The organism is Streptomyces hainanensis (genome assembly GCF_004348415.1).
GTDB classification, from domain to species: domain Bacteria; phylum Actinomycetota; class Actinomycetes; order Streptomycetales; family Streptomycetaceae; genus Streptomyces; species Streptomyces hainanensis.
The window spans coordinates 1-13,243 of sequence record NZ_SMKI01000202.1 but is presented as its reverse complement, the minus strand read 5'-3'; the positions used below and the strand labels follow the sequence as shown (position 1 = coordinate 13,243).

General features: G+C 69.7%; 14 protein-coding genes. 9 read left to right on the top strand and 5 right to left on the bottom strand.

Going from position 1 to position 13,243, the window contains the following annotated elements:
* Nucleotides 1-466 precede the first annotated feature (466 nt).
* Together dnaN and dnaA are read right to left on the bottom strand one after the other, a co-directional pair.
* On the bottom strand, nucleotides 467-1,597 hold the full coding sequence (dnaN, locus tag E1283_RS19325) for a DNA polymerase III subunit beta (RefSeq protein ID WP_132819343.1): 1,131 nt from the start codon (nucleotides 1,595-1,597) through the stop codon (nucleotides 467-469).
* A gap of 795 nt (nucleotides 1,598-2,392) precedes the next feature.
* Complete coding sequence (dnaA, locus tag E1283_RS19320) at nucleotides 2,393-4,069, bottom strand: chromosomal replication initiator protein DnaA (protein ID WP_132819342.1); 1,677 nt, start codon at nucleotides 4,067-4,069, stop codon at nucleotides 2,393-2,395.
* Nucleotides 4,070-4,502: 433 nt separating this feature from the next.
* On the opposite strand from dnaA, the gene rpmH reads away from it, so the two are divergent.
* From rpmH to E1283_RS19275, 9 genes are all read left to right on the top strand, one after another.
* Complete coding sequence (gene rpmH, locus E1283_RS19315) at nucleotides 4,503-4,640, top strand: 50S ribosomal protein L34 (protein ID WP_132819341.1); 138 nt, start codon at nucleotides 4,503-4,505, stop codon at nucleotides 4,638-4,640.
* A gap of 24 nt (nucleotides 4,641-4,664) precedes the next feature.
* Complete coding sequence (rnpA, locus tag E1283_RS19310) at nucleotides 4,665-5,033, top strand: ribonuclease P protein component (RefSeq protein WP_132819340.1); 369 nt, start codon at nucleotides 4,665-4,667, stop codon at nucleotides 5,031-5,033.
* Nucleotides 5,030-5,347, top strand: a complete 318-nt coding sequence (gene yidD / locus E1283_RS19305) for a membrane protein insertion efficiency factor YidD (protein ID WP_132819339.1) — start codon at nucleotides 5,030-5,032, stop codon at nucleotides 5,345-5,347. The genes rnpA and yidD overlap by 4 nt, the downstream gene beginning before the upstream one ends.
* 12 nt (nucleotides 5,348-5,359) lie before the next feature.
* Nucleotides 5,360-6,439 carry a membrane protein insertase YidC gene (yidC, locus tag E1283_RS19300; protein WP_132819344.1) on the top strand — a complete coding sequence of 360 codons (1,080 nt, stop codon included), beginning with the start codon at nucleotides 5,360-5,362 and terminating at the stop codon, nucleotides 6,437-6,439.
* Between the two features lie 16 nt (nucleotides 6,440-6,455).
* Entirely contained in the window at nucleotides 6,456-6,974 is a 519-nt protein-coding gene (locus E1283_RS19295) for a Jag family protein (protein WP_132819338.1), read from the top strand.
* 65 nt (nucleotides 6,975-7,039) lie between these two features.
* Nucleotides 7,040-7,729 (top strand): 16S rRNA (guanine(527)-N(7))-methyltransferase RsmG, encoded by a 690-nt coding sequence (rsmG, locus tag E1283_RS19290; protein ID WP_243744948.1) that lies wholly within the window; start codon nucleotides 7,040-7,042, stop codon nucleotides 7,727-7,729.
* A 331-nt stretch (nucleotides 7,730-8,060) separates the two neighbouring features.
* A complete protein-coding gene (locus tag E1283_RS19285) occupies nucleotides 8,061-9,134 on the top strand; it encodes a ParA family protein (protein WP_132819336.1) in 1,074 nt (357 codons plus the stop codon).
* Nucleotides 9,131-10,264, top strand: a complete 1,134-nt coding sequence (locus E1283_RS19280; RefSeq protein WP_132819335.1) for a ParB/RepB/Spo0J family partition protein — start codon at nucleotides 9,131-9,133, stop codon at nucleotides 10,262-10,264. The genes E1283_RS19285 and E1283_RS19280 overlap by 4 nt, the downstream gene beginning before the upstream one ends.
* A 59-nt stretch (nucleotides 10,265-10,323) precedes the next feature.
* Entirely contained in the window at nucleotides 10,324-10,941 is a 618-nt protein-coding gene (locus E1283_RS19275; RefSeq protein WP_132819334.1) for a GNAT family N-acetyltransferase, read from the top strand.
* A gap of 98 nt (nucleotides 10,942-11,039) precedes the next feature.
* Here the strand turns inward: E1283_RS19275 and trxA are convergent, their stop codons facing one another.
* From trxA to E1283_RS19260, 3 genes are all read right to left on the bottom strand, one after another.
* Entirely contained in the window at nucleotides 11,040-11,366 is a 327-nt protein-coding gene (gene trxA / locus E1283_RS19270) for a thioredoxin (protein ID WP_132819333.1), read from the bottom strand.
* Nucleotides 11,367-11,435: 69 nt separating this feature from the next.
* Entirely contained in the window at nucleotides 11,436-12,404 is a 969-nt protein-coding gene (gene trxB, locus E1283_RS19265) for a thioredoxin-disulfide reductase (protein ID WP_132819332.1), read from the bottom strand.
* Nucleotides 12,405-12,508: 104 nt separating this feature from the next.
* On the bottom strand, nucleotides 12,509-13,084 hold the full coding sequence (locus E1283_RS19260; protein ID WP_132819331.1) for a hypothetical protein: 576 nt from the start codon (nucleotides 13,082-13,084) through the stop codon (nucleotides 12,509-12,511).
* Nucleotides 13,085-13,243: the final 159 nt, after the last annotated feature.

Genomic DNA, 13,243 nt, shown 5'->3' with positions numbered 1-13,243 from the left:
CCCCCGCGACGTGCCCCCTCAGGAGGGCCCCCGGGCCCTGTCGCATCCACCGCCGAGGGCGGTGGGGCGTGCGGCACGCGGGGCGTGGACGGCGATGGCGCGGAGCGCCGGGTACGCGTGCCCTTGGCCGGCGGCCGGACGCGAACCCACCGCTGCCGCGGAGCGGGCGGGTGGCGCCCTGAGGCGCGCCGCCGGCCTGGGATGTGGGCCGCCCGGCTGGCGGCCGGCCACGGTTCGTCGCTGCCGCGCCGCAGGCGCTCAGCGGTCCGTGCCGGAGGCGCGAGGGGCTGAGGGGGATCCCGGCCCACGCTACGGCCCACAGGCTGTGGACGGCCCCGGGAGCGGGCCTGGCGGCCCGCCACGGGGCGGCCCGCCACGGTGCCGCGGGCCGCACCAGCCGCCGTCGGGCAGCCAGCGCGGCGCCCCGGCGGACGGGCCGCCAGGCCCGTCGCGCCGTCCGGTCGGCTCAGCCGCTCAGGCGAACCGGCATGATCAGGTACTTGTACGCCTCGTCCGCCTCCGCGTCGGCCGCCGGGCGGCCGCTCAGCAGGGCCGGCTTGGTGGAGGTCGTGAAGGAGAGCTGGGCGACCGGGGAGTCGATGGCGCTCAGGCCCTCGAGCAGGAAGCCCGGGTTGAAGGCGATCGAGATGTCGTCGCCCTCCAGCTTGGCGTCCACCCGCTCCACAGCCTGTGCGTCGTCGCTCGAGCCGGCCTCCAGGGTGAGCACGCCCTGCTCGAAGCTCAGCCGGACCGGGGTGTTCCGCTCGGCGACCAGCGCCACGCGCTTGACGGCCTCGACGAACGGCGCGGTCTCGATCACGGCCACCGAGTTGAACTCGGTCGGGAACAGCGTCCGGTACTTGGGGAGGTCGCCCTCGAGCAGCCGGGTGGTCGTGCGCCGGCCCGCGCCCTCGAAGCCGATCAGGCCCTCGCCCGAGCCGGAGCCGGCGAGCGCCAGCGACACGGTGTCGCCGCTGCTGAGCGACTTCGCCGTGTCGAGCAGTGTCTTGGCCGGGACCAGGGCGACCGCCGAGACGTCCGCGACCTCCGGCTTCCAGAGGAACTCCCGGACCGCGAACCGGTAGCGGTCGGTGGAGGCCAGGGTGACGGTGTCGCCCTCGATCTCGATCCGCACGCCGGTGAGCACCGGGAGCGTGTCGTCCCGGCCGGCCGCGATGGCCACCTGGGAGACGGCGGACGCGAACACCTCGCCCGGCACCGTGCCGGTGGCGTTCGGCATCTGGGGGAGCGACGGGTACTCCTCGACCGGCAGCGTGTGGAGCGTGAACCGCGAGGAGCCGCAGACCACGCTCACCCGGACGCCGTCGGAGGAGATCTCCACCGGGCGGTTCGGCAGCGCGCGGCAGATGTCGGCGAGCAGTCGGCCGGAGACGAGGACGGTGCCCTCGTCCTCGATGTCGACCTCGACCGAGACCCGGGCCGACACCTCGTAGTCGAAGCCGGAGAGGCTCAGCGCGCCCTCCTCGGCCTTCAGCAGCAGGCCCGCGAGCACCGGGACCGGCGGCCGGGCCGGCAGGCTACGGGCGGCCCAGGCCACCGCCTCGGCGAGCACGTCGCGTTCCACCCGGATCTTCACTTCAGCCGCCTCCCGCTGTCTTCGTGCCGTGCGCCCCGCCGGCCTCCCGTCAGGGGTCCAGTCTGGCGCACCCCACTGACAGTAGGGGCTTCGGTGAGTCAAATCGACTCCGGATGGGTATGGCGTCTCCGGGCTCGCCTGTCCACAGCACCCACTTCGAAACGAGTCTCGCCCTCTAACTGTGTAGTCGTAGTAGTAGGGCCTGTGGATACGGTGGATAACCTCGTTTTCCCAGCTCAGCAGCTGGTTTTTGTCCACATCGCCTGTGGGTGGAGCGGTGGATGAAGCGGGGGTTCCTGTGGACGAAGCGCGGTCCTCCACAGGCGATCCACAGCGAGGGCCGGGTTATCCACCGCTCCGTCCCCAGGTTCCGCCGAGTTCTCAACAGGCTCCGGTCCACTCCAGTGTGAGCTGATTCACTCTTGCCGGTGAGACCGCGCGTTGTGTTGCCGAACAGTGGACAAAGCTGTGGATTGCCTGTGCACAACCGCCCCTTCGCTGTGGATCATCGAGGTGTCGCGGTGGACAACGCCTGCGGGCCGTTCGCCGCCCGAGAGCTTGTCCACAGTCTGTGGACAAGCGATCTCCACATTTCCACACCCTGCTGACCTGCGAACTTGTCATCTCTCGCCGGGGCCTGTGGACAGCGTTCTGGACAACTCCCGCCACGCACAGGGTGTGGACGACGCATGTCCGGCGAATCTGTGGACAACTCCCGGTTGCCGGGCGGTAATCGAACGGCGCCCCCGAGGACCTCCTCGGGGGCGCCGTGCCGGTGCGGGTGGGGCTGGTGGGTCAGCCGCCGTTCTTGATGCGGTTGGTGAGCTCGGTGACCTGGTTGAAGATGGGCCGCCGCTCGGCCATCAGGGAGCGGATCTTCCGGTCCGCGTGCATGACCGTCGTGTGGTCGCGCCCGCCGAAGTACTGGCCGATCTTGGGGAGCGACAGGTCGGTCAGCTCCCGGCACAGGTACATGGCGATCTGCCGCGCGGTGACCAGGATCCGGCTGCGGGACGAGCCGACCAGGTCGTCGACCGTGAGCCCGAAGTACTCCGCGACGGCCGAGACGATGATGTCGATGGTGATCTCCGGGGTGGCGTGCTCGCCGCCCGGGATCAGGTCCTTGAGAACGATCTCGGCGAGGCCCAGGTCCACCGGCTGCCGGTTGAGGCTGGCGAAGGCCGTGACCCGGATCAGCGCCCCCTCCAGCTCGCGGATGTTGCGCGAGATCCGGGAGGCGATGAACTCCAGCACCTCGGGCGGGGCGTTGAGCTGTTCCTGCACGGCCTTCTTGCGGAGGATCGCGATCCGGGTCTCCAGCTCGGGCGGCTGGACGTCGGTGATCAGGCCCCACTCGAAGCGGTTGCGGAGCCGGTCCTCCAGGGTGATCAGCTGCTTGGGCGGCCGGTCGGAGGAGAGCACGATCTGCTTGTTGGCGTTGTGCAGGGTGTTGAAGGTGTGGAAGAACTCCTCCTGGGTGGACTCCTTGCTGGCCAGGAACTGGATGTCGTCGACCAGCAGGATGTCCATGTCCCGGTAGCGCTTGCGGAACGCGTCCGCCTTGCCGTCCCGGATGGAGTTGATGAACTCGTTGGTGAACTCCTCCGAGCTCACGTACCGCACCCGGGTCCCCGGGTAGAGGCTGCGGGCGTAGTGGCCGATGGCGTGCAGCAGGTGCGTCTTGCCCAGGCCGGACTCGCCGTAGATGAAGAGCGGGTTGTACGCCTTCGCTGGCGCCTCGGCCACCGCCACCGCGGCCGCGTGCGCGAAGCGGTTGGAGGCGCCGATGACGAAGGTGTCGAAGAGGTACTTCGGGTTCAGCCGCGCGGTCGGCTCGGGTGCTCCGCCGGACGTGGCGGGAGCCGGCGGCCGCCCGCCGGGCGGGCCACCGACCGGCCGCGGGCCCCCCTGGTCGGGGACCACGGGCCTGCCGACCGGGCCGCCGACGCCCGGCGGCCCGTACCGGTGCTCGGGCTCGGGCGCCTCGTACGTCTCCTGACGGGCGTAGGGATACCCACCCGTGGGCTGCTGCCAGCTCATCGGCCGCTCGGCCGGGCGGGGCGCGCGCGGATGGTCGGGGTAGGCGGGCCTGGCCGCCGGCCGCTCGTGCCCGGGGTATCCGTCGCCGGAGTGGTACGGATCGTGGAGCGGCTGGGGCGCCGGCGGCAGCTCGACGGGCTCCGCGCGCGGCTGGGGCACCGGGGGCGGAGCCGTCACGGTGACGGCCAGCCCGACGGGCTGGCCGCACTCGTGGCTGAGCACCTCACGGATCAGGGGACTGAGCCGGCCCTCGAGCACGCTCTTTGCGTACTCGTTCGGCGCCCCGAGGAGCGCGGTGCCCGAGACCAGGGCGAGCGGCTGACAGTCCTGTAGCCAGCGGTGGTCCTTGGGCTCCAGCCGCTGGTCGTCCGAGAGCATCGCGGTGAGCGCGCGAGGCCAGACCACGGCAAGATCTGCAGGAAGGTCAGCCACGAGGCACGCTCTCTCACTCGCAGGGGTGGCGCTGGCTTTGGCGGGCGCCCGTGGGTGTGCTGTGCTGCGATTCTGGGACGGTTGGGCGGGTGCGATTGGACAGAGGGAATCGGGAAAGGATTCCGAGTTCAGTCACGGTAGTCAGCGCGGCGCGCGCACATCAAGTCGTTGTCCACAGGGTGTGTACAAGTATGGGCCGTCCGGGTTTGACCTGCGGCACGCCTCGCGCGTACCGTTGCCAGGTCGAGTCGTCGACAGCTGCTGCCGCCTGCCTTTGATGGCCACCTCCTCAGAGGTGAGCCTCCCCGATGCGTTGCGCTGGCAGCTGACTCGGGCGTTGCGAGCTCTCGTGGGCGCACGGTGACAGCTGTCGGCGGACCACCTCCTGTCTCGGCCGGCGTGCCGAGCACCGAAGATCTTCTGGAGCCCCCGAGTGAGCAAGCGCACTTTCCAGCCGAACAACCGGCGCCGGGCCAAGACCCACGGCTTCCGGCTGCGGATGCGGACGCGTGCCGGCCGCGCCATCATCGCCAGCCGCCGCACCAAGGGCCGCGCCCGTCTGTCAGCCTGAGCTGACCGACCACAGGTCGATGCGGTGCTGCCCTCCGAGAACCGGCTGAGGCGGCGCGACGACTTCGGGACCGCGGTGCGCCGAGGGCGCCGGGCCGGGCGCCCGCACCTCGTCGTCCATCTGAGCAGCGGTAATGACCCGCACCCGGCGGCAGAGACTCCTCTGCCGCCGCGTGCGGGTTTCGTCGTGAGCAAGGCCGTGGGCAATGCTGTGACCCGCAACCGTGTCAAACGGCGGCTGCGGCATCTCGTGCGCGATCGGCTGTCCGGGTTGCCCCCCGGTAGCCTGGTTGTCGTGCGGGCCCTGCCTGGTGCGGACGGTGCTACCTACGATCAGCTGGCCCGGGACCTCGATGCCGCGCTGGAGCGGCTGCTGGGAGGGGTACGGCCTTGAAGTACCCGCTGCTGCTGCTGATCAAGCTGTACCAGTGGACCATCAGCCCGCTGCTCGGGCCGGTATGTCGTTACTACCCGTCATGCTCTCACTACGGGTACAGCGCCATCGACAGGCACGGTGCGATCAAGGGGACGGCCCTGACCGTGTGGCGCATCCTGCGCTGCAACCCCTGGTCGCTCGGTGGAGTCGATCACGTTCCTCCCCGGAAGCGTCCGGTGTGGCACCGGCGGCTGCGTGACCGCCTGCGGCACAACAGGACTCTTACCCACGCCTCGCCCGGGGGTGCCCCCAATCATGCCCAAGGAGCCTGACCTGTGGACACGATCAATACGATCCTCAGTCCCCTCTATATCGCTGTGTCCTGGATCATCGTCCAGTTTCACAAGCTGTACAGCCTGGTCTTCGACGAGGACAGCGGCTGGGCCTGGGGTCTGTCGATCGTCTCTCTGGTGATCGTGATCCGGATCGCCCTGATCCCGCTGTTCGTCAAGCAGATCAAGTCGACCCGGAACATGCAGGCGCTCCAGCCACAGATGAAGAAGATCCAGGAGCGCTACAAGAACGACCGGCAGCGTCAGTCCGAAGAGATGATGAAGCTGTACCGGGACACGGGCACCAACCCGTTGTCCAGCTGTCTGCCGATCCTCGCGCAGTCGCCCTTCTTCATCGCGCTCTTCCAGACGCTGAGCCACATCGCGAACAACCAGACGGTCGGCGTCCTCACCCAGTCGCAGGTGGAGAGCGCCAGGTCGGCCACGATCTTCGGGGCCCCGATCGCGTCCCGGTTCATGGACAGTGCGCGCGACGTCGCCGAGCTCGGCGCCTCCCTCGGCACGGTGCGCACCGTCACGATCATCATGATCGTCCTCATGTCGGCGTCGCAGTTCTTCACCCAGCGCCAGCTGATGACGAAGAACATGAACCTCGACGTCAAGACGCCGTACATGAACCAGCAGAAGATGTTGATGTACATCTTCCCGATCATCTTCGCCGTCTTCGGCATCAACTTCCCGGTCGGCGTCCTGATCTACTGGTTGACCACCAACGTCTGGACCATGGGCCAGCAGATGTACGTGATCGCGCGGAACCCCACCCCGGGCAGCCTCGCCTTCAAGCAGCGCCAGGAGCGCCTCCGCAAGAAGGGCAAGCTGGCCGAGGAGCCGGTGGAGACGGACACGAAGAAGGCCGCCGAGGCCGCGCGCGCCGCTCGTAGCCAGCCGAAGCGGCAGAGCAAGGCGCAGCGCCAGTCGGGCGGCGGCCAGCAGCAGCCGGGGCAGGTCGAGAAGCCGCAGGCCGAAAAGCCACAGACGCAGAAGCCACAGGGCCAGCAACCGCGGCGGCAGCAGTCCAAGAAGTCCCAGCCGGGCAAGCCCAGCAAGCCGTCCGCCAACAGCAAGAAGTGACGAAGGAGCCCCACCCGTGACGGACACCACCTCCACCGCATCGGCAGCTCCCCAGGAGGACGCCGATATCCTCACCCGCCTTGAGCAGGAGGGCGAGATCGCGGCGGACTACCTCGAGGGGCTGCTCGACATCGCGGACCTCGACGGTGACATCGACATGGACGTCGAGGGGGACCGGGCCGCCGTCTCGGTGGTCGCCGATGGATCCGCCCGTGATCTGCAGAAGCTGGTCGGCCGGGACGGTGAGGTGCTGGAGGCCCTGCAGGAGCTGACGCGGCTCGCCGTGCTCCGGGAGACCGGCGAGCGCAGCCGGCTGATGCTGGACATCGCGGGGCACCGGGCCCGGAAGCGCGAGAAGCTGACCTCCCTGGCCCAGGAGACGGTGCAGCAGGTGCGGGACAGCGGCGAGCCGGTCAAGCTCAAGCCGATGACGCCCTTCGAGCGCAAGGTGGTGCATGACGCGGTCGCGGCGGCCGGGCTGCGCAGCGAGTCCGAGGGCGAGGAACCGCAGCGTCGCGTGGTCGTTCTGCCGTGAGCGAGGACGCTTCCGACGGGCTTCTCCCCGATGACCTCGGGTCGGGCCTGAAACCTCCCCCCGAGGTGGCCGACACGATCTTCGAGGAGCGGCTGCCGGATGCCGTGCGTTACGCCGAACTGCTTGCCGACACGGGCGTCCGGCGCGGGCTGATCGGCCCGCGTGAGGTCCCCAGGATCTGGGAGCGCCACCTGCTGAACTGCGCGGTGCTCTCCGAGGTCGTCCCGGCCGGCGTGTCCGTCTGCGACGTGGGGTCCGGTGCGGGGCTGCCGGGCATCCCGCTGGCGCTGGTCCGGCCCGATCTGCGGATCACCCTGCTGGAGCCGCTGCTGCGCCGCACCACCTTCCTCCAGGAGGTGGTGGAGCTGCTGGGGCTCGAGGAGCAGGTGACCGTGGTGCGCGGTCGGGCCGAGGAGGTCCTGAACACCCTGCCCCCGGTCCATGTGGTCACCGCGCGTGCGGTGGCGCCGCTGGACCGGCTGGCCGGCTGGGGGGTTCCCCTGCTGCGTCCCTACGGCGAGATGCTGGCGCTGAAGGGCGACACGGCGGAGCAGGAGCTCAAGAGCGCGCGGGCAGCGCTGGGCAAGCTCGGTGTCGTCCGCAGCGAGGTCGTCCAGGTGGGCGCCGGCCTGGTGGACCCCGCGTCCACCGTGGTCCGGGTGGAGGTCGGTGAGAGCCCGGGTGGGGTGCGGTTCGCCGCCAAGCGGGCGAAGGCCGCCCGGCGAGCCGGCCGGGGGCCGCGCGGGCCGCGCTGACGAGAACGATCGGTCTTCGGATTCGACGAGGGCCAGGACGAGGGCCGGGGTGCCGACAGGGCGCCCCGGCCCTCACCCGTTGCGCCGACTAAAGAGCGGAATATATCCCTGAGGCGGAGTGTCGTCCGTCCGCCTCCTGGCGGCCCTGGGCATCGTGTTTCACGTGAAACGCCGCTCGCTGCTCCAAGGAATCATCAATCGTGGACGTGCGGCCGCCGAGCCGCGTGACCGCCGTACCCCCCGCCCATCACCCACACGTGGGGCGCGGGGATCCACAGAGGGCCAGCTATCCACAAGTAAGCACGCCTCGGTGGTTCGTACCCCCCAAGACATGGCAGGCTTTGATCTCACGAAGGCTGCGCGTGTCGAGGAGAGTGAACCATTGCGGTCCGACGCCAATATCGCGGGACCGACGGCCGATCCCGTGCCCGGCCCTCGATCCGAATCGGCGGACGCCCCCGGGGGTGCGGTGGACATCGCCCCCAGTGCGCCGCCTCCCGCGGGGGTCGTGCCCGGTAGGGCAGCCCAGCAGGCGGTCGAGGCCATGTATCGCGCCGGTGGCAGTCTGCCCCGGCCGGAGCAGACGCGGGTCATGGTCGTCGCCAACCAGAAGGGGGGTGTCGGCAAGACCACCACCACGGTGAACCTCGCGGCGTCGTTGGCCCTGCATGGCGCCCGTGTCCTGGTGATCGACCTGGATCCCCAGGGCAACGCTTCCACCGCGCTCGGGATCGACCACCACGCCGAGGTGCCGTCCATCTACGACGTGCTGATCGAGGGCAAGCCGCTCGCCGAGGTGGTCCAGCCGGTGCGCGACATCGAGGGGTTGTTCTGCGCGCCCGCGACCATCGACCTGGCGGGCGCCGAGATCGAGCTGGTCTCGGTGGTGGCCCGTGAGAGCCGGCTCCTGCGCGCGATCAGTTCCTATGAACAGCCGTTGGACTATGTCTTCATCGACTGCCCGCCGTCACTGGGGCTGCTGACGGTCAACGCGCTGGTCGCCGGCGCCGAGGTGGTCATTCCGATCCAGTGCGAGTACTACGCGTTGGAGGGGCTGGGGCAGCTGTTGCGCAACGTCGAGTTGGTGCGCGGCCATCTCAACCCGGAGCTGCATGTCTCGACCATTCTCCTCACGATGTACGACGGGCGGACCCGGCTCGCCTCACAGGTCGCCGACGAGGTCCGGAGCCACTTCGGCAGCGAGGTGTTGCGGACCAACATCCCGCGGTCGGTGCGGATCTCGGAGGCACCCAGTTATGGGCAGACAGTTCTGACCTATGACCCGGGATCCAGCGGATCGCTCTCCTATCTGGAAGCGGCCCGCGAAATCGCCCTTCGGGGCGTGACGTCTCAGCATGTACTGCCGCAGCAGGAGCAGCGCGGCCCGGTGGAGGGGACACAGTGAGCGAACGACGCAGGGGCCTTGGCCGTGGGCTCAACGCCCTGATTCCGGCGGCCCCCAGGGGCGCCGACGATGTCGAGGCGAAGCCTGGCGCCTCGACATCGCCCGGTGCGGTGCCGTCGCTGAGCCCGGAACGTGGGCTGGCCGTTCCGACGGGCCAGGAGTTCATCGTCGGCGAGGGGCAGAACGCCGTTTCACGTGAAACGGCGGAGCCGGGTTCGGTGGCCGAGGCCGTTGCCGCCGGAGTCGGTGCGGAGGTGGCCGGAGCCTTCTTCGCCGAGCTGCCGCTGGGTGCCATTACGCGCAACCCGCGCCAGCCGCGGAAGGACTTCGACGACGACGCGCTGGCCGAGTTGGTCACCTCCATCAAGGAGGTGGGTCTGCTCCAGCCGATCGTGGTGCGGCAGTTGGAGCCGGAGCGCTTTGAGCTCATCATGGGCGAGCGGCGCTTCCGGGCCTGCACGAAGGCCGGGCTCGAGGTGATTCCGGCGATCGTCCGGGCCACCGAGGACGACAAGATGCTCCTCGATGCCCTGCTGGAGAACCTGCATCGGGTGCAGCTCAATCCGCTGGAAGAGGCCTACGCCTACGACCAGTTGCTGCGGGACTTCAAGTGCACCCATGACGAGTTGGCCGACCGGATCGGCCGGTCCCGACCTCAGGTCTCCAACACTCTGCGGCTCCTCCGGCTCTCCCCGCGCGTGCAGCAGCGGGTGGCCGCAGGAGTGCTCTCGGCCGGCCATGCCCGCGCTCTGCTGTCCGTGGAGGACGCGGAGGAGCAGGAGCGGCTGGCCCAGCGCATCGTCGCGGAGGGGCTCTCGGTGCGGGCGATCGAGGAGATCGTCATGCTCCAGGGATCGGCCCTCAAGAACGGCGCCCGTCCTCGGAAGCCACGTGCCGGCCGCCGGATCGCCCCCGCTCTGGACTCCCTGGCGACCCGGCTCTCGGACCGCTTCGAGACCCGGGTAAAGGTCGACCTGGGCCAGAAGAAGGGAAAAATCGTCGTCGAGTTCGCCTCGATGGAGGATCTGGAGCGCATCCTCGGCCAGCTCGCCCCGGGTGAGGGGCCGGTGCTGGATCAGATCCGGGCTGACGCGCCGGACACCGAGAAGGAGACCGAGGCGGCCGGCTGACGCCGCCGCCGTCACGGTTGCCCGATCGCGCCTGACGCCCCATGGATACGATGGGATCCATGGGGCGTCAGCTTGTGCCGCTCACGCTGGACAACCTCGCCGACCTGCCGTCCGCTTGCCGGGGCTGTGTCTTCTGGGAGTTGGACCCGGTCAGCGGCCGGTCAGCGGAGCGGGCCGGCCAGTCGGAGTCGGAGAAGAAGACCTGGATCTCGACCGTGCTGGAGGAGTGGGGCTCCTGCGGTCGTCTCGTCTGTGTCGACCGGCGGCCGGTCGGCTATGTGCTCTACGCGCCGCCGGCCTATGTCCCGGGAGCCACGGCCTTCCCCACCAGCCCGGTGTCCCGCGACGCGGCCCAGCTGGTGACCGCCCGGATCGAGCCGGGCTTTCAGCAGCAGGGGCTGGGCCGGATCCTGATGCAGTCGATGGCGAAGGACCTGTTGGGCCGGGGAATTCGGGCGATCGAGGCGTTCGGCGACGCTCGCTGGGAGGAGCCGCGCTGCGTGCTCCCGGCCGAGTACCTGCTGGCGGTCGGCTTCGAGGTGACACGGGACCACCCGGCCTTTCCGCGGTTGCGACTCGAACTCCGGCGGACGGTCTCCTGGCGGAGCGATATGGAACAGGCGCTGGATCGGCTGCTGGCCGGCACCAAGGCCAGACCGGCATTCCATCCGTCCTGACGCCCGTCGGGTCGACGCTGAGCGGACATGGCAGAGGGCCGGCGCGTTTCACGTGAAACGCGCCGGCCCTCTGGCCGTCGACGGGATGCCCTACTGGATTAGATGAACTCGCTGAGGTCGCGCTCGATCGCGGCCTTCGGCTTGGCGCCGACGATGGTCTTCACGACGTCACCGTTCTGGTAGACGTTCATCGTCGGGATGGACATGATCCCGTAGCGAGCGGCGGTCGTCGGGTTCTCGTCGATGTTGAGCTTGACCACGGTGATCTTCTCGGCGTTCTCGGCGGCGATCGCCTCCAGGGCCGGGGCGACCTGGCGGCAGGGACCGCACCATTCGGCCCAGAAGTCGACCAGCACCGGCTTGTCGCTCTTGAGGACCTTCTCCTCAAAGTCGGCGTCAGTGGCGGTCACGGTGGCACCGGCCATGGCTGTTCTCCTTAGCTTTCGTTCTGCTGGGTGGGGGCCTGTTGTCTGATGGCGTGTGGTGGGCGGAGGTCAGACCTGGACGTCCGACGTGATGTTCTCGGCGTCGGCCAGGGCGGCCAGGTAGCGTTCGGCGTCGAGTGCGGCGGAGCAGCCGGTGCCGGCGGCGGTGATGGCCTGGCGGTAGCTGTGGTCCACGACGTCGCCGGCGGCGAAGACGCCGGGGATGTTGGTCCGGGTGGTGGGCGACTCGACCCGGACGTAGCCCTCGGGGTCGAGGTCCAGCTGCCCCTTGAACAGCTCCACCCGCGGGTCGTGGCCGATGGCGACGAAGAGGCCGGTGACCGGAAGCGCGGAGGTCTCGCCGGTGCGGGTGTTGCGGAGGGTCAGCCCGGAGAGCTTGCCGTCGGTGCCCTGGATCTCGGCGACCTCGCTGTCCCAGATGAACTTGATCTTGGGGTCGGCGAAGGCACGCTCCTGCATGGCCTTGGAGGCGCGCAGGGTGTCCCGGCGGTGCACGATGGTGACCGTGCGGGCGAAGCGGCTGAGGAAGGTGGCCTCCTCCATGGCGGTGTCGCCGCCGCCGATCACGGCGATGTCCTGCTCGCGGAAGAAGAAGCCGTCACAGGTCGCGCAGTAGGAGACGCCGCGACCGGAGAGGGCGTCCTCGTTGTCCAGACCGAGCTTGCGGTGCTGCGAGCCGGTGGTCACGATGACCGCCCGCGCCTCGTGGACCTTCCCGGCGGTGTCGGTGACCTTCTTGATCTCCCCGCTAAGGTCGACCGCCACCACGTCGTCGGGGACCAGCTCGGCGCCGAAGCGCTCGGCCTGGGCCCGCATGTTGTCCATCAGGTCGGGACCCATGATGCCGTCGCGGAACCCCGGGAAGTTCTCCACCTCGGTGGTGTTCATCAGGGCGCCGCCCGCGGTGACCGCCCCCTCGAAGACGAGCGGGTTGAGCGAGGCGCGTGCGGTGTAGAGCGCGGCGGTATAGCCCGCAGGTCCGGAGCCGATGATGATCACGTTGCGGACGTCGCTCACGGGAATCTTCCTTGTCTCGGATGGGACGGCCGGGGTCCGGTGAAGACCCTCAGTCCAGTAACGGATCCTAGGGTCCCAGACATTCCCGGCAGGAAGAGCCGGGGCTATTCCAGCGGGTAGCTCCGCTGAGCCAGTATCTCGCCGGATGCCGGCGGGGTGGCGCTGACACAGTCGGCGTCCACCACATAGGCGTCTACCTGCTCGGGGTCGGCCGCGTGGCGGAAGACCACCAGGTAGGCGTCCACGCCGCCGTAGTCCTCCGCCTCGGCGGCCAGGGGAGCCTCCCGACGGCCGATGGCGTCCTCGACGCACGAGGGCACCTGGGCCACCAGCTCCCCCTCCTCCTGGGACGCCGGCGGGCTGGACTGCGTTTCCAGCGGGTATTCGTCCGTGGCCGCGTCGCCGCCGGCGTCGTCCTCCGGGGAGCTCTCCGGCGACGCGGCGGACTCGTCCGCCGCGGCACCCTCCAGGCTGGAGAGGGTTCCCGGAGCCTCCTCGGTCTCGGCGAGGAGTTCCCTGACCTGGTCCTCCAGCGGCTGCGACGCGAACTCGGCAGGCGCGTCCATCTCGGCGTCGGCGAGACCGGAGTCGCCGCCGTGTCCCGCGCCGGTCACCAGGGACTGGGTCAGGATGGTGCCCAACCCCAGCGCCACCAGGGCCCCAGCGGCGGCGAGCGCCATCCGTGGCCAGGGCCGCCGCCCCCGCGCCGGGAGCACAGGAACCGACGTTGTTTCACGTGAAACGGCGGGCTCGTCGGACCGGGATTCGGGCGACGGGGCCTGGCGGGGCACCGTGGGGGGAGCTGTCTCTTATACACATCTGACGCAGCCGACGAACTC

Coding starts and splice junctions, on each gene's coding strand:
- trxA (WP_132819333.1), bottom strand. CDS start 11,366: ATGGCCGGTGCCACCGTGACCGCCACTGACGCCGACTTTGAGGAGAAG.
- E1283_RS19285 (WP_132819336.1), top strand. CDS start 8,061: ATGGCAGGCTTTGATCTCACGAAGGCTGCGCGTGTCGAGGAGAGTGAA.
- E1283_RS19275 (WP_132819334.1), top strand. CDS start 10,324: ATGGGGCGTCAGCTTGTGCCGCTCACGCTGGACAACCTCGCCGACCTG.
- E1283_RS19260 (WP_132819331.1), bottom strand. CDS start 13,084: ATGGCGCTCGCCGCCGCTGGGGCCCTGGTGGCGCTGGGGTTGGGCACC.